The 16,852-nt window shown below is 61.9% G+C and carries 20 protein-coding genes and 1 tRNA gene; 15 read left to right on the top strand and 6 right to left on the bottom strand.

The genetic code is table 11. The features are described from left to right. The first annotated feature begins 8 nt into the window (after positions 1–8). From ccmC to AC4GYV_RS06270, 7 genes are read left to right on the top strand one after another with little or no spacing between them, the layout of a single operon-like run. The gene (gene ccmC / locus AC4GYV_RS06300) at positions 9–725 is read left to right on the top strand and encodes a heme ABC transporter permease CcmC (protein WP_491099803.1); all 717 of its coding nucleotides are present in this window, start codon (positions 9–11) and stop codon (positions 723–725) included. After that, positions 722–850, top strand: coding sequence for a hypothetical protein (locus tag AC4GYV_RS06295; RefSeq protein WP_491099802.1), 129 nt, complete (start codon positions 722–724; stop codon positions 848–850). The genes ccmC and AC4GYV_RS06295 overlap by 4 nt, the downstream gene beginning before the upstream one ends. Beyond that, a complete protein-coding gene (gene ccmE, locus AC4GYV_RS06290) occupies positions 847–1,287 on the top strand; it encodes a cytochrome c maturation protein CcmE (RefSeq protein ID WP_491099801.1) in 441 nt (146 codons plus the stop codon). Before AC4GYV_RS06295 ends, ccmE begins: the two co-directional genes overlap by 4 nt. Beyond that, positions 1,284–3,209, top strand: coding sequence for a heme lyase CcmF/NrfE family subunit (locus tag AC4GYV_RS06285; RefSeq protein WP_491099800.1), 1,926 nt, complete (start codon positions 1,284–1,286; stop codon positions 3,207–3,209). Before ccmE ends, AC4GYV_RS06285 begins: the two co-directional genes overlap by 4 nt. After that, entirely contained in the window at positions 3,206–3,733 is a 528-nt protein-coding gene (locus tag AC4GYV_RS06280) for a DsbE family thiol:disulfide interchange protein (RefSeq protein WP_491099799.1), read from the top strand. Before AC4GYV_RS06285 ends, AC4GYV_RS06280 begins: the two co-directional genes overlap by 4 nt. 14 nt (positions 3,734–3,747) lie before the next feature. After that, positions 3,748–4,140 (top strand): cytochrome c-type biogenesis protein, encoded by a 393-nt coding sequence (locus tag AC4GYV_RS06275; RefSeq protein ID WP_491099798.1) that lies wholly within the window; start codon positions 3,748–3,750, stop codon positions 4,138–4,140. Next, a complete protein-coding gene (locus tag AC4GYV_RS06270) occupies positions 4,140–4,772 on the top strand; it encodes a tetratricopeptide repeat protein (protein ID WP_491099797.1) in 633 nt (210 codons plus the stop codon). Before AC4GYV_RS06275 ends, AC4GYV_RS06270 begins: the two co-directional genes overlap by 1 nt. On the opposite strand, the gene ald is transcribed toward AC4GYV_RS06270, so the two are convergent. Beyond that, complete coding sequence (ald, locus tag AC4GYV_RS06265) at positions 4,751–5,857, bottom strand: alanine dehydrogenase (protein ID WP_491099796.1); 1,107 nt, start codon at positions 5,855–5,857, stop codon at positions 4,751–4,753. The genes AC4GYV_RS06270 and ald overlap by 22 nt on opposite strands. Positions 5,858–6,010: 153 nt before the next feature. Between ald and AC4GYV_RS06260 the strand changes: the two genes are divergently transcribed. From AC4GYV_RS06260 to AC4GYV_RS06250, 3 genes are read left to right on the top strand one after another with little or no spacing between them, the layout of a single operon-like run. Then, a complete protein-coding gene (locus AC4GYV_RS06260; protein WP_491099795.1) occupies positions 6,011–7,951 on the top strand; it encodes a potassium transporter Kup in 1,941 nt (646 codons plus the stop codon). Positions 7,952–7,983: 32 nt separating this feature from the next. Then, complete coding sequence (locus tag AC4GYV_RS06255; protein ID WP_491099794.1) at positions 7,984–8,547, top strand: PRC-barrel domain containing protein; 564 nt, start codon at positions 7,984–7,986, stop codon at positions 8,545–8,547. Beyond that, a complete protein-coding gene (locus tag AC4GYV_RS06250) occupies positions 8,532–9,038 on the top strand; it encodes a 2'-5' RNA ligase family protein (RefSeq protein ID WP_491099793.1) in 507 nt (168 codons plus the stop codon). The genes AC4GYV_RS06255 and AC4GYV_RS06250 overlap by 16 nt, the downstream gene beginning before the upstream one ends. On the opposite strand, the gene AC4GYV_RS06245 is transcribed toward AC4GYV_RS06250, so the two are convergent. After that, positions 9,035–9,460: a DUF3775 domain-containing protein gene (locus AC4GYV_RS06245; RefSeq protein ID WP_491099792.1), complete on the bottom strand. Its 426-nt coding sequence runs from the start codon at positions 9,458–9,460 to the stop codon at positions 9,035–9,037. The two genes, AC4GYV_RS06250 and AC4GYV_RS06245, sit on opposite strands and share 4 nt — an antisense overlap. 128 nt (positions 9,461–9,588) lie before the next feature. Here AC4GYV_RS06245 and AC4GYV_RS06240 point away from each other — a divergent pair. Beyond that, a tRNA-Met gene (locus AC4GYV_RS06240) sits at positions 9,589–9,665 on the top strand. Between the two features lie 273 nt (positions 9,666–9,938). Here the strand turns inward: AC4GYV_RS06240 and AC4GYV_RS06235 are convergent. The 4 genes from AC4GYV_RS06235 to AC4GYV_RS06220 form a co-directional block, all read right to left on the bottom strand. Further along, positions 9,939–10,289, bottom strand: a complete 351-nt coding sequence (locus AC4GYV_RS06235) for a hypothetical protein (protein WP_491099791.1) — start codon at positions 10,287–10,289, stop codon at positions 9,939–9,941. Positions 10,290–10,386: 97 nt separating this feature from the next. Further along, entirely contained in the window at positions 10,387–11,541 is a 1,155-nt protein-coding gene (gene metC / locus AC4GYV_RS06230) for a cystathionine beta-lyase (protein ID WP_491099790.1), read from the bottom strand. 67 nt (positions 11,542–11,608) lie between these two features. Next, the gene (locus AC4GYV_RS06225; RefSeq protein ID WP_491099789.1) at positions 11,609–11,896 is read right to left on the bottom strand and encodes a hypothetical protein; all 288 of its coding nucleotides are present in this window, start codon (positions 11,894–11,896) and stop codon (positions 11,609–11,611) included. A 40-nt stretch (positions 11,897–11,936) separates the two neighbouring features. Beyond that, positions 11,937–12,167, bottom strand: coding sequence for a WGxxGxxG family protein (locus AC4GYV_RS06220; protein WP_491099788.1), 231 nt, complete (start codon positions 12,165–12,167; stop codon positions 11,937–11,939). Between the two features lie 476 nt (positions 12,168–12,643). Here AC4GYV_RS06220 and proS point away from each other — a divergent pair, with 476 nt between their 5' ends. Genes proS through AC4GYV_RS06200 form a run of 4 tightly spaced genes read left to right on the top strand, consistent with a single transcriptional unit; the run spans position 12,644 to position 16,815 of the window. Beyond that, positions 12,644–13,969 carry a proline--tRNA ligase gene (gene proS / locus AC4GYV_RS06215; RefSeq protein WP_491099787.1) on the top strand — a complete coding sequence of 442 codons (1,326 nt, stop codon included), beginning with the start codon at positions 12,644–12,646 and terminating at the stop codon, positions 13,967–13,969. After that, positions 13,966–15,216, top strand: a complete 1,251-nt coding sequence (locus AC4GYV_RS06210) for a lipoprotein-releasing ABC transporter permease subunit (protein ID WP_491099786.1) — start codon at positions 13,966–13,968, stop codon at positions 15,214–15,216. The genes proS and AC4GYV_RS06210 overlap by 4 nt, the downstream gene beginning before the upstream one ends. Further along, the gene (locus AC4GYV_RS06205; RefSeq protein WP_491099785.1) at positions 15,209–15,883 is read left to right on the top strand and encodes an ABC transporter ATP-binding protein; all 675 of its coding nucleotides are present in this window, start codon (positions 15,209–15,211) and stop codon (positions 15,881–15,883) included. Before AC4GYV_RS06210 ends, AC4GYV_RS06205 begins: the two co-directional genes overlap by 8 nt. After that, positions 15,883–16,815 (top strand): lysozyme inhibitor LprI family protein, encoded by a 933-nt coding sequence (locus AC4GYV_RS06200; RefSeq protein ID WP_491099784.1) that lies wholly within the window; start codon positions 15,883–15,885, stop codon positions 16,813–16,815. Before AC4GYV_RS06205 ends, AC4GYV_RS06200 begins: the two co-directional genes overlap by 1 nt. Positions 16,816–16,852: the final 37 nt, after the last annotated feature.

Here is a 16,852-nt window from a genome sequence, read left to right as displayed (position 1 = left end):
GGAGCGCAATGCACGCGCTCGCCAACCCCACGCGCTTCCTGCGCTTCGCTCGTCCGGCGACGACTTGGTTGCTGCTGGTGGGACTCGCCTTGGCGATCTCCGGAATAGCCGGGGGGCTGACGCTTACGCCGCCCGACTACCTTCAGGGTGAGACGGTTCGCATCCTTTACGTACATGTTCCTGCGGCCTGGCTCGGAATGGCGGGCTGGTTCGGCATTGCCGCTGCATCGGTGAGCCAGCTGGTTTGGCGCCACCCGCTGGCCGCCGTCGCCGGACGCGCAGTTGCGCCGGCAGGCGCTACCTTTGCCGCGATCTGCCTGATGACCGGTTCCATCTGGGGCCGTCCGACATGGGGCACGTGGTGGGAATGGGACGGGCGTTTGACGTCGATGCTCGTGCTCTTCTTCCTCTATCTTGGCTACATCGCGTTGGCCTCTGCGGAGCGCGAGCGTGGAGGCGAGGGGCGCATCGCCGCGATCTATGGGCTTGTCGGCGCGATCAATCTGCCAATCATCCACTATTCTGTGTTGTGGTGGCGCACGCTGCATCAGGGGCAGAGCGTCGGCCTCAGCGGCTCGACCATCGACAACAGCCTCTTGTGGCCTTTGCCGCTGACGATGATCGGTTTCACCTGTCTGTTCGGAGCGGCCGTGTTGATGCGCATTCGTGCCGAACTCGCTGAGCTCAAGGTCGAGGCGCGCATGCGCCGGATGGGTGCTGAATGAACCCCTGGCCATTCGTCATTGCTGCCTATGCCATCGCTATCTTGCTGACCTTGGCATTGTTGTTGTGGGCCTATGCTTCGATGCGCCGGGCCGAAGCTGCGGCTGACGCGCTCAAAAGACGATGAAGCCGAAGAACCAGCGGCTCGTCCTTGTCGTGGCCGCAATTATTGCCGTTTTGATCGCCGTGCTCCTCGCGATGTGGGGACTTCGGGGTCAGGCGTCTTATTTCTACACGCCTGCGGACATTGCTGCCGGCAAAGCGGTCCAGGGTCAGGCACTGCGGCTCGGCGGGATGGTCGAACGCGGGTCGATCCAGCACCAGCCCGATGGGGTGACTATCCGCTTCATCGTGACTGACGGGCAGGCGAAGACTCCGGTCATCTATCGCGGCATCGTGCCCGATCTCTTCCGCGAGGGAAGCGGCGCCGTGGCCGAGGGGCGCTTGGACAACGGCACGTTCGTTGCCGACACTATCCTGGCGAAGCACGACGAGCGTTACATGCCGCCCGAACTTGGCAATCTTGCAGCTGAACACAAAGCCGGGAAGACGCTGAAGCAGTGATCGCCGAAACGGGTCTTGCTGCATTGTGGTTGGCTACTGGGCTGGCGGCGCTGCAGCTTGTGCTCATGGTGATCGCACTGCGCACGCCCGTCGAAGTAGGACGCGCGATCCGAGCGGTCGCGGTCGTGCAGGGCGCCTTGACGCTTATCGGCTTCGTCGCCTTGCTCGTGGTGTTCGCGCGCACGGATTTGTCCGTCGCGCTTGTCTTCGAGAACAGCCACAGCGCGAAGCCCTTCATCTACAAGGTCGCCGGCGCGTGGGGGAACCACGAAGGTTCCATGCTGCTGTGGGTGACTGTGCTGGCAGTGGCCGGCGCTTTCTTCGCACTACTGTCGCGGCGGACGAGTGAGCGCACGCTTGTCGCGGCACTTGGTGCGCAGGCTACGCTGGCCCTTGGGTTCTATGCATTCCTGCTGGTTGCATCGAATCCATTCGCTAGGCTCTCGCCAGCGCCGCCGGAGGGCAGGGGATTGAACCCGCTACTCCAGGACCCTGGCCTCGCGTTTCATCCGCCCACACTCTACTTCGGCTACGTCGGTCTCTCGATCGCCTTCAGCTTGGCAGTTGGCGCTCTACTCACCGGCGAAGTGGACTCAAAGCTTGCGCGCGCCATGCGGCCTTGGGTCCTGGGTGCCTGGGTCTTGCTGACGCTCGGCATCACAGCGGGCAGCTACTGGGCCTATTACGAGCTTGGCTGGGGCGGTTACTGGTTCTGGGATCCCGTCGAGAACGCATCCCTGATGCCTTGGCTCGCGGCGACTGCACTTCTCCATTCGGTCAACGTCCTCGCGGCGCGCGGGGCGCTCAAGGCATGGACGATGATGCTCGCGGTCATCGCATTCTCCATGTCGATGGTCGGTACATTTCTTGTGCGCTCCGGAATCCTGACATCCGTCCACGCCTTCGCGATCGATCCGGAGCGCGGGACGTTCCTGCTCGTGCTCCTAGCGATCTACGTCGGTGCGGCGTTCACGCTTTTCGCTGTGCGCGGAGCCACACTGAAGGAGGGCGCGCCGTTCGAGCTGGTGAGCCGCGAAACGGGGCTCGTGATCAACAATCTCATCCTCAGCGTGATCTTGGGGATCGTGTTCCTTGGGACGCTGTATCCGTTGTTCGTCGAAGCGGTCAGCGGTGAGAAGCTTTCGGTAGGCGCGCCCTATTTCAATGCTGTCGCCGGGCCACTCGCGCTGATCCTCGCGGTGCTAGTGGGGATTGGGCCACTGTTGAGCTGGCGGCGCGAGCGGCGGCCCTTCCTCAAGCAACTCAAGATTCCCATGCTGCTGGGCGTCACCGCGCTGGTCATCACCATCATCATTTCACCATCCATGCACATCTTGCCGAGGTTGGGGCTGGGGGTTGCAGCCTATTTGGCTGCCGCAAGCATCCTGCCGCTCGTTCGACGCAATCCTCTCCGTGCACCGCTCGCGACATGGGGTATGGTGGTCGCGCATCTCGGCATAGCGGTCGCGCTCACAGGCATGGCAATGAACGCGGCCTTCACGAGCGAACGGCTTGCCGTGATCAAGCAGGGCGAGACGCTGACGGTCGGACCTTGGACGGTTCTGCTCGATAACGTCACGCCTACCGCTGGTCCCAATTGGACGGCGATCGAGGGTGAACTCAAGGCCAGCAGAGGCGGCGGTATCGAGATGCTGAAGCCGCAGACGCGCTACTTCTCGGATCCGCCGATGGAGACGAACGAGGCGGCCATCAAGACGTTCTGGAATGGCCAGCTCTATACGGTTCTCGGAAAAGCTGATCCGTCCGGTGGCTGGCAGGTGCGATTGTGGTGGAAGCCGTTCGTCACGCTCATCTGGGCGGGCGGAGTTCTCATCGCGCTTGGCGGAGCCATCGCCTTGCTGGGTCGCGTTTGGCGTCGGCGGAGGCCTGAGACCGAATGGCGGAAGGCGCGCTACGTATGAGCCGCGCCATTCGCTTCGCGCCGCTTGCGCTGCTGCTTGTCGTGATCGTCGCTCTTGTATGGCGCCTAGCGACGCCGTCAGACACGAACGTTTCCTCGAAGCTTGAGGGCAAGCCTGTCCCGATGTTCACGCTGCCGCCGGGCGTACCGGACAAGGCATCGCTGAGCACTTCGAATCTTGCGACCGGCAAGCCGCGCCTCGTGAACATCTTCGCCAGCTGGTGCGTGCCCTGCGTCAGCGAAGTGAAGGTCCTTCAGGAATTGAAGCGCAGGGGCGTCCAGATCGACGGGATCGCCATTCGTGATCGCCCCGAGGACATTGCGACCTTTCTCACCAAGAACGGCGATCCCTATGAGCGCATTGGAAGCGACGAACGCAGCCAGGTTCAGATCGCGCTCGGCTCCTCGGGTGTTCCCGAAAGCTTCATTGTCGATGGCGCGGGGATCATCCGGTATCAGCACATCGGAGCAATCGAAGAATCCGACGTGTCGACGATCCTGAAAAGATTGGAGCAGGCGCGTTGAGGCGTCTTTTGCTCATGTTCTCGCTCCTGATCGCGCAGCCAGTTTTGGCTGACAGCAATCTGCCGCCCGCGTACTGGGCCAACCGTCAGCTTCCCGACCCCAAGCAGGAAGCAAAGGCGCAGGCGCTAATGGAAGAGCTGCGGTGCCTCGTCTGCCAGGGCCAGTCCATTTCAGATTCCGACGCCGAGCTCGCGGGCGACATGCGCGATCTCGTGCGGCGGCGCATTGCCGCTGGAGAACAGCCCTCCGCAATCCGCTCCTGGCTCGTGCAGCGTTACGGCAGTTGGATCAGTTACAAGCCAACCGCGGAGCCTGCGGCGTGGCCACTGTGGCTCGCCCCGCTCGCGCTCTTGCTGGTGGGTGCCTTCCTGATCCGGCGACGGATCAAGACGAAGGCGAGCGGCTGATGGGCTGGCTCGTCCTCCTGCTTCTGATCGCGTTTAGCTTCGGCGTCGCTTGGCTTCTCAGGGTTCGTGGCGGCTTCCTTACAGCAGTTGGCGCAGCGTTGATGTTCGGAGCAGCGGGCTATGCCTTGCAGGGCATTCCTGACCTGGCGGGCTCACCAGCCGAGGGAAGCGAGAATCGCGAGGTCATCCCACTAACCGACGCGCGGCACGCCTTTTTTGGCAACTTCACCCCAGCCGAAAGCTGGCTCCGGCTTTCTGAAGCCCTCGCGCGCGGTGGGAACACCGCTGACTCCGTCAACATTCTTCAGAACGCGGTCCGCCGTTATCCAGGAGATCCGCAACTGTGGATCGGCCTTGGTAACGCGCTGGTGGATCACGCACACGGACTGACCCCGGCAGCGGAGCTCGCGTACAAGCGAGCCGCCGAGCTGGTGCCCGGCCACCCTGCGGCGCCCTTCTTTTACGGGCTCGCTATGGCGCGATCAGGCGACCGGGACGGCGCCGTCGCGCTGTGGAAGCAGATATTGGAGAATGCTCCGGAGAAAGCGGATTGGCGTCCGCTTGTGGAGCAAGGGGTAGCGGCGCTCAGCAAGCCGAGCGCCGCTCCGCATCAGCCGCCAACCGGCTCGTAAGGCAGGTCGAGCGCTTCAGCGACCGCCTGATGGCGGATCTTGCCGTCGGACACGTTGAGCCCTTCAGCCAGGTTCGGGTCTTGCTTCATCGCTTCGGTGGCGCCCAGATTCGCAATCTTGATAGCGAAGGGCAGGGTCGCATTGTTCAGCGCGAACGCGCTGGTACGCGCCACCGCGCCCGGCATGTTCGCAACGCAGTAGTGAATGATGCCGTCCACCTCGTAGACCGGATCGGCATGCGTGGTCGCATGTGATGTCTCGAAGCAGCCGCCCTGGTCGATGGCGATATCGACGAGAACCGAGCCGCGCTTCATCGTCTTCAGCATGTCGCGGGTGACTAGCTTCGGAGCGGCCGCGCCCGGCACCAGGACCGCGCCGATGACCAGCTCCGCTTCCTTCACCGCGTTCGCGATGGCTGCGCGCGACGCATAGGCCGTCTTGATCTGGCTCGAGAAGAACATGTCGAGCTCGGCCAGGCGGTCGTTGTTGATGTCGTAGATGGTGACGTCGGCACGCATGCCGGTCGCCATCTGCGCGGCATTCACGCCGGCGACACCGCCGCCAAGGATCGCCACCTTTGCAGGAGACACGCCGGGAACGCCACCCAGGAGCACACCGCGGCCGCCCTGTTCCTTCTCGAGGTAGTGAGCGCCGACCTGCACGGACATGCGACCAGCGACTTCGCTCATCGGCTTCAGAAGCGGCAGCGAGCCGTTACGTCCCGTCACCGTCTCATAAGCAATGCAGGTCGAGCCCGACTTCATGAGGCCAAGCGCCTGTTCCTTGTCGGCCGCGAGGTGGAGATAGGTGAAAAGGATGTGCCGCGGTTCCAGCATCGCGATTTCCTGCGGCTGCGGTTCCTTGACCTTCACGATCATGTCGGCGGCCTTGAACACCGACGCGGCGTCCGGAAGAATCTTTGCGCCCGCCTTCTCATAGGCGGCATCGGGACAGTTGATCCCATTGCCGGCGCTGGTCTCAACCACCACTTCATGGCCATGAGCCACCAGTTCCGCCACGGATGCCGGTGTCAGTCCGACACGGTATTCGTGAACCTTGATCTCTTTGGGCACCCCGATGCGCATTTAATCGTTCGCTCCGCTAATGATGTTTGCGCGGGCCTATAGACGGGCTTTTCGGCCATGTCCCCACCGATTGCAGCGCCGTAACGGCAGTGCTACCGCCGCGACGGCCGTACAGGGGCGGGGCCGCAGTCTGTCTGATTTGAACACCAGAGCATGAATATCACCGCAACTGGAGCGGCCGAAGCCGAGGCCCCACAGGACGTCTCGCACGGCCATGCCCATGGCCCGCTGTACAAGCTCGCCATCGGTGCGGTCGGTATCGTCTTCGGCGATATTGGTACGTCGCCGATCTACTCCTTCCGTGAAACGTTCGCCGGCCACCACCCGCTGAGTCCGGACGAGTTCCACATTCACGCCGTTCTCTCGATGATTTTCTGGTCGATGATGATCGTCGTGACGTTGAAGTACGTCTTCATCATCATGCGGGCGGACAACAAGGGCGAGGGCGGAAGCCTCGCACTCCTAGCCCTGATCAACCGGACCATCGGCGGGAAGAAGAAATGGGCGACTGGCATCGTGATGCTCGGCGTCTTTGCGACGGCCTTGTTCTACGGCGACAGCATGATCACGCCTGCCGTCACCGTGCTGTCGGCAGTTGAAGGTCTGACGACCGTCCACCAGGGCATGGAACCATTCGTTATTCCTGGGGCGATCGCCATCCTCGTCGGGCTGTTCGCCATCCAGGCTCGGGGCACCGCTCGCGTAGGCGCAATGTTCGGGCCGGTGATGCTGGTCTATTTCGGCGCGCTATCGGTCCTGGGCGTACTGCACATCATGGACAAGCCGAGCGTGATCTTGGCGATGTTCAACCCGCTCAACGCTGCCGCCTTCTTCGCCGAGGAGCCGATCCGGGCCTTCCTCGCAATGGGCTCAGTGGTTCTCGCTCTGACCGGCGCAGAAGCTCTTTATGCAGACATGGGCCATTTCGGACGCCGTCCCATCAAGGTCGCCTGGCTTTATTTCGTCCTTCCGGCACTTCTGCTGAATTACCTAGGGCAGGGCGCCATGCTGCTGTCGATGCCGCCGGAACAGGTGGCGACGACCGTCAAGGATCCTTTCTTCTATCTTGCCTCAGAGCAGTTCCGGCTCCCGCTCGTTATTCTAGCCACCCTAGCGTCGATCATTGCCAGCCAGGCAGTGATCTCGGGCGCGTTCTCGGTCACCCAGCAGGCGATCCAGCTGGGGTTCGTTCCACGTCTTCGTATCACGCACACCAGTGAGAGCGCCGCGGGACAGATCTACATCCCCGTCGTGAACTGGGCGCTGATGGTGATGGTGCTTCTGCTCGTGCTCACCTTCCGCACTTCCTCGAACCTCGCGGCGGCCTATGGAATCGCGGTCACCGGTGCGATGTTGATCGACACCGTGCTGATCGCGGTGGTGCTGATCACGATGTGGAAGTGGAATCGGATCTTGAGCGGTGCGCTCATCATCCTCTTCTTCACCGTGGACCTCGGCTACTTCAGCTCGAACCTGACGAAGATCCCGGCGGGTGGCTGGTTCCCGCTGCTGGTCGGAGCGATTGCGTTCACCTTCCTCACCACGTGGGCGAAGGGCCGGCAGCTGATGATCAACCGCATGAACGAAGCCAGCTTGCCGATGGAGATCTTCATTAAGTCTGCAGCGCCGAGCGCGGCCCGCGTGCCCGGCACGGCGGTCTTCATGACCAGCTCGGCCAGTGGCGTACCGCATGCTCTCCTGCACAATCTCAAGCACAACAAAGTGCTGCACGAGCGTGTGATCCTGCTCACGGTCAGGATTGAGGACGTGCCGTACGTCGTGTCCGAAAAGCGCGTCGAGCAGCGCGATTATGGCTCCGGCTTCTTCCGCGTGGTCCTTCGCTACGGCTTCATGGAGGAGATCGATGTTCCTGCGGCGCTTGCCCAGCTGAAAGGCTGCGGTCCGCAGTGCAAGATGATGGACACCAGCTTCTTCCTCGCTCGCCAGACGCTGCTCGCATCTTCGCGGCCGGGAATGGCGATCTGGCGCGAGAAACTGTTCGCCTGGATGCTGCGTAACGCGGAAAGCGCGATGGAATTCTTCAAGCTTCCGACTAATCGCGTCGTCGAGCTCGGAAGCCAGGTCGAAATCTGAACCTTCTCAATGGCACGCGCATTGGCGCTGCCATGGCTGATACGATTTCCTGGATTGCTACGATCGCGACGATTGTCGCTGCCTCGATGACGGCTGCGAACCTGGGCTCGCGAATAACGGGCTACGGCTTTGCAGTCTTTCTCGTCGGCTCTCTTAGCTGGCTCGCGACCGGTATCCTGACGCATCAGGCCGCGCTGACTTGGACCAACGTCGTCCTCACGATGCTCAACATCTTCGGCATTTGGAGCTGGCTGGGCCGGCAAACGAAAGTGGAGCAGGGTGCCCGCGCCGCATCGGAAGCGAGTGAGACGACGCCTGGCGAGACGCTGTTCCCGATCTCCTTGCTGTCCCGAGCGCCCGTCAAGAGTGCCGACACCGAACTTGGTCGCTGCATCGACGCTATGGCCGGCTGCTCGAGTGGAGGTCTTGCCTACATCGTCGTCTCCAAAGGAGGCGTCGCGGGAGTAGGCGAGACCCTGCGCCGATTGCCATGGAGTGCAGCGTGCGTAGAGGGCGAGTCTGTGACCGTAAGAATGAGCTCGGCCCAATTCGATGGCCTTGAGGAGTTGCCGCGGGACCAATGGCCGGCGCGCTGATCGTCACGGCGGAGATCGCACCGAGGGATCATGCGTGGCTGGATCAGCTGCGCCGGACTTACTACCCGGCGGAGCGCAATCAGTTGCCCGCGCACCTCACCATGTTTCATGCTTTGCCTCCGTCGGTCGAAAGCGAGGCCCGGTCGAGCCTCAAGCGCTTTGGCTCGGAGCACTCCCCACGCGCTTCGATCGCGGCTCTCATGAATTTGGTAGGCGGGGTGGCATTTCGCGTCGTCTCAGAAGACCTAGATCGTATCCGACGGGAACTTGCCACCGACTTTCACGGCCTCCTGAGTGCTCAGGATTCGGGTGGCTGGCGACCGCACATCACAATTCAGAACAAAGTGCCGGCCGCCGAAGCGCGGAAACTGTTGGAGCAGCTTGAAAGGGATTTCAGGCCACGTCCGTTGGGAATCTCCGGATTAGGCCTGCACCGCTATGTGAGGGGTCCTTGGGAAAGTCTTGCGAGCTATTCCTTCCGCGGGGCTTAGCTCATCTCCCCGATGCCATTGCAGCTTAGATCGAAGGCAGCCAGCCCCGATTCGAGAACTGACGCCAGCATCGGCTGCTCCATCAGCTCCTCGATGGCACCATCGATGCCGTCACTGACCAAAGCCTGCGCTTCTTCCATCGCTTCGTCCCAATCAGCGGCGTCGTAGGTGCCCTGACCGACCCAGCAAAACGCGATCACTTCGGCGAGCTGATCTTCGCCTAGGTCCTCGAAAACGGCGTGTAGTTCCTCTTCCACGCTCGTGTTGATGTCGTCCTCAAGGACGCTGAGAGCACCTTCCTGCTCGTCATCGACATTGTCCGGATCTTCGTCCCGGTCATAGTCGCTGGCGGTCTGGGCTTCATATTCCCGCGCGCGAAGGATGATCCGGCAGAGCGTTTCGAGTGGTGTCAGCGGGTCCATGTAAGCCTCGTTTCGTTGTCGGCTTAACGACAGCAACAGTAACCGGTTCCTCGCGTTGACCGCTCCGACGTGCGCACCTATATGCCGCGCCTCCAGCGCCCGCCAGCCGGGCGCTCATCATGCCTTGGGGCGGAGTAGCTCAGCTGGTTAGAGCAGCGGAATCATAATCCGCGTGTCGGGGGTTCAAGTCCCTCCTCCGCTACCAATGCATTTCACCAAAGAATATTTCGTCCATGCCCCGCTGCTAACGCTCTCTTAGGATCGCCCTGCCTAGCGTTCCGCAGGGACGTGGGGGATCGCGTGATGAGCCGGCTGTTCGTGGTGTTGCTTGCATTGTCGGCAGTCGGCTGCCGCGATTCGTCTGAAGAGCCTTCGGGTCCGTCGGTCACAGTGAAGTTGCCGCCGCCGCGGCCATACACCCCGCATCCCGCATTTTCTTTTGGAGCGACGCCCCGCGTGGAGCGCTAGACGCGCAAAATCAGACCGGGCTGTTGCGGCGATGGAAGTCTAGGTGCCCGCTACTATGGCGGGTCGCTAGGTAGATCATGGTCGCGGCAGTCAGGACCCAAAAAGCGATGACCGGCGTCGGAACACCTCCGACCGTGTAGTCATCACCGGGAGGCGGAGCATCGGAGGCCGGAGCGGGCTGTGCTGCTGCATCCCCCAGTCCGACCGTCCCGCTCGTGTTGAGCATGCTCAGGGCAAGCCAACCTGAAGGGGCGGCCTGAGTGGCGGGTGCCGGAGACGGAGCGGCGGCAGCTGCGGTCGAAGTCGCCAGAATAGCGGCCGACCCGGCCGCGAACACGGTCTTAAGCAATCTGCTCCGCATGCGAATCACTCCCTGACGGGAACATCTTACCTGCGAATGAGGCCCGATTGCGACCCATTAGCGACGTGAAAAGAACACGCCCTATCCTTTAGGCGCTTCAATCCGGAAGTGCAGCAAAGCCGCTGGAAAGATCGTCGATCAGATCATCTGGGTCTTCGAGGCCTATGTGTAAGCGTACCAAATTCTTCGCCGGTGGCTTGGATGCAGTGCGATAGGGATGAACCGGAATCGCGAGGCTCTCGTAACCGCCCCAGCTGAATCCGATGCCGAATAGCTCGAGATGATCCACGAACGCCGCGGCATCTCCATCAAGCTCGAAAGCAAACAAGCCGGACGAGCCCTTGAAGTCGCGCTTCCATAGATCGTGTCCTGGGCAGTCGGGCAGGGCAGGGTGAAGGACGACGCCGACCCGCGGCTGCTGGCGAAGCCACTCCGCAATCTTCAAAGCGGCTGCCTCATGCTGCCTAAGCCGCATGCCCATCGTGCGTAAACCGCGAGACGCCAGCCACGCGTCGTCTGGCGATAAAGCGTGACCCATCTCCCAAGAAATCCGCTGTAGTCGTGCGAAGTGCTGTTTTGTCGCTGTCGCGGTCCCGACCATCACGTCGGCATGGCCGCCGACATATTTGGTTGCGGCAAGAATGCTGATGTCAACGCCCGCGGCAATCGCCTGAAAGAACAAAGGAGTTGCCCAGGTATTGTCGATCAGCGTCACGATCCCGCGCTCTTTAGCTATCGAGCAGATTGCAGGAACGTCCTGAATCTCCATCGTATGCGACCCAGGGCTTTCCAGCAGGATCGCTTTTGTTTTCTCGCCGATAAGGTCTGCGATCCCGCCGCCGACCAGCGGATCGAAGTAGCGAGTCATCACATTGAACCGTTTGAGGACCGTGTCGCAGAATTTCCGCGTGGGACCATAGACGCTGTCAGTGACGAGCAGCTCATCCCCAGCCGACAGAACGCTGAGCAGCGAAGCCGTGATTGCGGCCAACCCCGACGAATAAAGCGCCGTACCTTCGGCGCCGGGCTCTAGCTCCGTCAGCGCTTCCGACAGAGCCCAATGCGTAGCGGTTCCCTGGAGACCATATCGGTATTCGCCAAGCCTTGGATGACTGTCCTTGAGTTCGGAGGCTCGATCAAAAAGAATCGTCGAAGCACGCTCGACAGGCGGATTGACGAGCCGTCGGCGCCATTCCTTCCGCCTCCCGGCTTCGACCAAAACCGTTGCCTGACGCTTCTTGCTCTCGCTCATTCGTTCACTCCGGAGTGCGCCGCCTATATGGCAGGGCACTCACTGAAGCGAAACGACGGCAAGCGGATCAGCTTGTGGCTTTTCTGACGCCGAACAACCCGAGCAGACCAAGCAAGCCAAGCACGCCCCAGGGGAAGCCTCGCTTGGCTGGGGGAGCGGGGGCGGCATCGGCGCCAGCGAGATCGTTCGCAGGTGCAGCGGCTTGGGTGTCCGTAGCGGCCACGGGTACCGTCGCGTTATCCGCAGGCGCCGCCACGGCATTTGCGTCGACGGTGTTGGTTGCGGCGGCATTTGCAGGCGGTGCGGCATTATCCTGAGCGAACGCCGGTGCGGCAGCGACCAATGCCCCTGCCATTATTAGAGAGATTGAAAGCCGCATCGGCTCGTCTCCTCGCTTAATCGATTGAAGCTGGGTGGTAGCTGTCGTCCTCATGCTGAGGCAGCAGACCGATCAGGCCGATCAAGCCCAGCAGTCCAACCAGGTTCCAGATGAGGTCTCCCTTGCCTCCTTGGTCGGCAAGGCGATCCTGGGTCTCGGTTGGAAGACCACCACGCTGGGTTTGGGCCGAAGCCGGTCCGATGACTGCGGTCATGAAGAGCAGCGCGAGTATCATCCGCCAACGCATTGGCATCCTCCTTCGCTGGTCAAATCGCTTGGCGTGTCCTGGTAGGCTTGGCCAAGGGCTGGGTTTTTACATCAAAGAGGGCAAGCACACAAAGCAATCGGGCGAACTGGTCCGACTGTTGGTCGTCGATTCGCGGCCGTTCGTAATCAGCAAACCGATCGCGACTGTTGAACCGATTGCGGGATGAGAGGCACTCAAATGCAAACGCCCGGATCGACCAGCGATCCGGGCGCCCTGCGTGACGATTGCTCGTCAGCCCCCTTGGCCTTCATCACAGCGCGCTTCCCCAGTCGCTGCAGCTGCGACCCGAACTCAGACCGAAGGGTCAATGCGTTCGGTTGAATGGCTGGGTAGGCTCGCCTGCATCCCGTGTCATCGTGAGAATCGCTCGCAGTTGCTTTTGCGAGCCTCCTGTGTCGGCCACGCCACAGCAGCCGTAGTTGCCAGCGTAGCGCCCGCATCTTAGAGCCGCGCGCATGCGCTGGTCCCGAGCATTCCTCCCCGTACTCCGGGAAAGTCCATCCGACGCCCAGATCGTCAGCCATAAGCTGATGCTTCGCGCCGGCCTCGTCCGTCAGACTGCTGCCGGCATCTATGCCTGGCTGCCGCTGGGCTATCGTGTCCTCAAGAGGATCGAGCAGATCGTCCGCGAGGAGCAGGACCGGTCGGGCGCCATCGAAATGCTCATGCCGACGCTTCAATCGGCGGATCTTTGGCGCGAAAGCGGCCGCTATGACGCTTACGGACCGGAGATGCTCCGCATCCAGGACCGGCACGAGCGCGAGATCCTCTACGGACCCACCAACGAGGAAATGATCACGGCGATCTTCCGCGATGAGGCCAAGAGCTACCGTGACCTGCCGCGTACGCTCTACCACATCCAGTGGAAGTTCCGGGACGAGGTCAGGCCCCGCTTCGGCGTGATGCGCGGCCGCGAGTTCCTGATGAAGGATGCTTACAGCTTCGACCTCGACGAGAAGGGCGCTCGGCTATCATATTACACGCAGATGCTGGCCTATCTGCGCACGTTCCAGCGGATGGGCATCCAGGCCGTTCCGATGAAGGCCGCGTCGGGGCCGATCGGCGGTGACCTGAGCCACGAGTTCATCGTCCTGGCGCCCACGGGTGAGAGCGAAGTCTTTTACGACGCGGCGTTCGAGGAGATCGACTGGCATCAGTCCGACATCGACTATGGCGACGAGCGCGATCTGCATCGCCTGTTCGGCCAGGTGAGCTCAACCTACGCCGCGACTGACGAGACGCACGACGAAAAGCTCTGGAGCAAGGTCAAAGAGGATAAGCGCCGGACCGGCCGCGGCATCGAGGTCGGCCACATCTTCTATTTCGGCGACAAATATTCCGCGGCGATGGGGCTGAAAGTCTCGGGCCACGACGGCCATCCGGTCACACCGCTCATGGGTAGTTACGGCATTGGTGTGTCGCGCCTGGTAGCGGCGATCATCGAAGCGAGCCACGATGAGGCGGGGATCATCTGGCCGGAAGCCGTGGCGCCGTGGCGCGTCGGTCTCGTCACCATGCGCGCCGACGACCAGAAGAGCAGGGAGGCTGCAGAGTCGCTCTACGGCCATCTCCTGGGCGCCGGCGTGGATACACTTTACGACGACCGCGACGAGCGCGGTGGAGCCAAGTTGGCTTCAATGGACCTCATCGGCTTGCCTTGGCAGCTGATCGTCGGTCCGCGCGGGATCGCAACCGGCGTCGTCGAGCTTAAAAAGCGCTCAACAGGGGAACGTCACGAGCTGAGCATCGAATCGGCGACTGCTCGGTTGATAGGCGCATGATCCTAAACCGCGCCGAGCGCATGCTCGTTCGCCGCTACCTTCTCCCCGGGAAGGGTGAAGGCTTTATCTTCCTCGTCGCCTCGATCAGCCTGATCGCGGTGGCGCTCGGCGTCGCGGCCCTCATCATCGTCATGAGCGTGATGAATGGCTTTCGCGCAGAGCTGTTCGACAAGATCGTCGGCTTGAACGGCCATGCAGTTGTTCAGGGTTACGACGGGCGCTTGAGCGACTGGCAGCGAATCGCGGTTGCGGCCAAGCAAACGCCCGGGGTGACGTCCGCAGTTCCGCTAATCGAGCAGCCCTTGATGGGCACCGCAAATGGTCGCTTCGAAGGTGTGATCGTCCGCGGGATGCGGATTGAGGATTTGCGGTCGAACCGCACGCTGAACGCTCACATCGTTGCTGGCGACATTCGCTCGGTGACTCCCGGCAGCGGCAAGATCGCCATTGGCTCCAGGCTTGCAGAAACGCTCGGCCTGTACCCGGGCGGTCAAATCACCCTTTGGAATCCCGAGGGGCGCTCGACGGTGATGGGGACGGTTCCGCGGGAAGTCACCTACACGGTTGGCGCGATCTTCGAGATCGGCGTTTACGACTACGACAAATCGTTCGTCATCCTGCCGATGAAAGATGCGCAGGAGCTTCTTCTTCTCGGCGATCAAGTGGGGATGATCGAGGTTCAGACGACCAATCCGGATCAGGTTCAGGAGATCTTAGCTCCGCTGCGGAAGCTCGTTCAGGGCAAGGCGATGATCACCGACTGGCGACAGCTGAACTCGGCCTTGTTCCAGGCGCTGGAGGTCGAGCGGGTCGCGATGTTCGTGGTCCTTTCGCTGATCGTACTCGTTGCCGTGTTCAACATTCTCTCCTCGCTGATCATGCTCGTTCGGGCGAAGACGCGCGACATTGCGATCCTTCGGACCATGGGCGCCAGCCGGCGGGGTATGATGAAGGTGTTCGTGACCGTTGGCGTGACCATCGGCTCACTCGGTATTATCCTCGGCATCATCCTTGGCGCCGTATTCCTCTATTTCCGCCAGGGCGTGGTCAACGTCATCCAGGCCGTCACAGGCCAGAACCTTTGGGACCCGTCGATCCGGTTCCTGACGGACCTGCCGTCCAAGCCAGATCCGTTCGAGGTCACGGCCATCATCTTGATTGCGCTCATCCTGTCTTTCCTCGCGACGCTCTATCCGGCTTACAAGGCCGCGAGCACGGATCCCGTACAGGTGCTCCGCTATGAGTGAGCCCGTCCTCGCGACGCGAGATCTCAAGCGTAAGTTCACGCAAGGCGACGTCACCATCGAGGTGCTGCGCGGTGTGAACTTCGAGGTTGCCCCCGGCGAGATTGTTGCGTTGCTGGGTCCGTCAGGATCGGGCAAGTCGACGTTGCTGCAAGCCGTCGGGCTGCTGGAGGGCGGCTTCGAAGGTTCGATCCGCTTGGCGGGCCAAGAAGCTTCTACTCTCGATGATGAAGGTCGGACGCGACTTCGTCGAGAGCTTCTCGGTTTCGTCTATCAATTCCATCACCTGCTTCCCGAGTTCAACGCTCGCGAAAATGTCATCCTGCCGCAGCTGGTGCAGGGCGCGGAGCCGGCTGCTGCTCAGCATCGTGCGGATCAGCTTCTCGGGGCGCTGGGATTGGGCGCACGGCTCGATCACCGGCCTTCCAAGCTTTCGGGTGGTGAGCAGCAGCGTGTCGCGGTTGCTCGTGCGCTGGCCAATAAGCCCCCGCTCGTTCTGGCGGACGAGCCTACCGGCAATCTGGATGAGCATACTGCGGACATCGTGTTCGCTGAGTTTCTGAACCTCGTCCGCGGCGAGGGTAGTGCGGCTCTAGTCGCCACGCACAACGAGCGGATTGCGGCCAAGATGGATCGCGTCGTCCGTCTTCACGAGGGTAAGCTGGAATAATGGAGCCGAAGCAGTCCGGGAACGTTCACCGGCCGATGCGGCGGCTCAATCCCACCGTACTCGCGCTGCTTGCCGGCGTCGTCATTCTCCTGATCCTGGTGGCATACTTCGCAAGCACTCGGAATCCTGAGCAGGATAAGCTGAAGGATTCTCAGGTGTCGCAGTCGAAAGCTAGCGTGCCCGAGAAACGATGCGCGAGTCAGTCGACTTACGACCTCATTAAGCGTGAGCTCTTCCGCCGCGCCGGTCAGCTGCGCGGAAGCGACCAATCCGCTTACGACAAGCTCGCTGCGTATGCCGTGGTCCGAATGGATAACCCAGTCCTCGAAAGTGAGAATGACGAGACGGGCGCCGCCAATTGCTCAGGGTCGTTGTCGCTGGATCTTCCGCCCGGCGTCGCCGTGGTCGGTGGCCGGCGCACACTTTCCGCCGACGTCGACTACACTGTGCAGCCCGCCGCGGATGGCAGTGGAATGGTGCTGCTGTTCCGGAATGCCGACTCGATCATTACCCCGCTTGCGACGTTGACGCGCGCTGCTCAGCCGGCGCCGGCGGAAGCGCCAGAGGCCGGCAACGAGGTCGCTACGGAAGAAGCTACTCCAGCGGCGCCAGAGGCACCTGTAGCGCCATCAGCCCCGCAGCCCACGGCTGCTCGACCAAGCTTTGATTGTAGCAGTGCGCGCACACGAGGTGAGATCGCCGTCTGCTCGAACGCGGGTCTCGCCGCGCTCGATCGCAACATGACTGCGCAGTACGCCCGGGCGCTGGCGGGCGCGTCGCCTGAGCAGCAAGCGCTTCTTCGGAGGACGCGCGATCGTTTCCTTGGCTATCGCGATCGCTGTCCTGACAACCGCTGTATCGGCGACGCCTACGTCGGTCGCATGCGGGAGATCCGGGACATCATGGAAGACCGCTGGCAGGCGCCGCGATAATACGTGGATAAGTGCCGCCGACTCACTTTGCAGTCGG

It is taken from the genome of Sphingomonas sp. SP4 (assembly GCF_058313375.1).
The sequence above is the reverse complement of the archived record's forward strand: the minus strand, read 5'-3'. Positions and strand labels throughout refer to the sequence as shown.

Excerpts from the sequence above, each read along its gene's own strand:
- ccmC (WP_491099803.1), top strand. The coding sequence starts at position 9 with ATGCACGCGCTCGCCAACCCCACGCGCTTCCTGCGCTTCGCTCGTCCG.
- AC4GYV_RS06295 (WP_491099802.1), top strand. The coding sequence starts at position 722 with ATGAACCCCTGGCCATTCGTCATTGCTGCCTATGCCATCGCTATCTTG.
- ccmE (WP_491099801.1), top strand. The coding sequence starts at position 847 with ATGAAGCCGAAGAACCAGCGGCTCGTCCTTGTCGTGGCCGCAATTATT.
- AC4GYV_RS06280 (WP_491099799.1), top strand. The coding sequence starts at position 3,206 with ATGAGCCGCGCCATTCGCTTCGCGCCGCTTGCGCTGCTGCTTGTCGTG.
- AC4GYV_RS06275 (WP_491099798.1), top strand. The coding sequence starts at position 3,748 with ATGTTCTCGCTCCTGATCGCGCAGCCAGTTTTGGCTGACAGCAATCTG.
- AC4GYV_RS06270 (WP_491099797.1), top strand. The coding sequence starts at position 4,140 with ATGGGCTGGCTCGTCCTCCTGCTTCTGATCGCGTTTAGCTTCGGCGTC.
- ald (WP_491099796.1), bottom strand. The coding sequence starts at position 5,857 with ATGCGCATCGGGGTGCCCAAAGAGATCAAGGTTCACGAATACCGTGTC.
- AC4GYV_RS06260 (WP_491099795.1), top strand. The coding sequence starts at position 6,011 with ATGAATATCACCGCAACTGGAGCGGCCGAAGCCGAGGCCCCACAGGAC.
- AC4GYV_RS06255 (WP_491099794.1), top strand. The coding sequence starts at position 7,984 with ATGGCTGATACGATTTCCTGGATTGCTACGATCGCGACGATTGTCGCT.
- AC4GYV_RS06250 (WP_491099793.1), top strand. The coding sequence starts at position 8,532 with ATGGCCGGCGCGCTGATCGTCACGGCGGAGATCGCACCGAGGGATCAT.
- AC4GYV_RS06245 (WP_491099792.1), bottom strand. The coding sequence starts at position 9,460 with ATGGACCCGCTGACACCACTCGAAACGCTCTGCCGGATCATCCTTCGC.
- AC4GYV_RS06235 (WP_491099791.1), bottom strand. The coding sequence starts at position 10,289 with ATGCGGAGCAGATTGCTTAAGACCGTGTTCGCGGCCGGGTCGGCCGCT.
- metC (WP_491099790.1), bottom strand. The coding sequence starts at position 11,541 with ATGAGCGAGAGCAAGAAGCGTCAGGCAACGGTTTTGGTCGAAGCCGGG.
- AC4GYV_RS06225 (WP_491099789.1), bottom strand. The coding sequence starts at position 11,896 with ATGGCAGGGGCATTGGTCGCTGCCGCACCGGCGTTCGCTCAGGATAAT.
- AC4GYV_RS06220 (WP_491099788.1), bottom strand. The coding sequence starts at position 12,167 with ATGCGTTGGCGGATGATACTCGCGCTGCTCTTCATGACCGCAGTCATC.
- proS (WP_491099787.1), top strand. The coding sequence starts at position 12,644 with ATGCGCTGGTCCCGAGCATTCCTCCCCGTACTCCGGGAAAGTCCATCC.
- AC4GYV_RS06210 (WP_491099786.1), top strand. The coding sequence starts at position 13,966 with ATGATCCTAAACCGCGCCGAGCGCATGCTCGTTCGCCGCTACCTTCTC.
- AC4GYV_RS06205 (WP_491099785.1), top strand. The coding sequence starts at position 15,209 with ATGAGTGAGCCCGTCCTCGCGACGCGAGATCTCAAGCGTAAGTTCACG.
- AC4GYV_RS06200 (WP_491099784.1), top strand. The coding sequence starts at position 15,883 with ATGGAGCCGAAGCAGTCCGGGAACGTTCACCGGCCGATGCGGCGGCTC.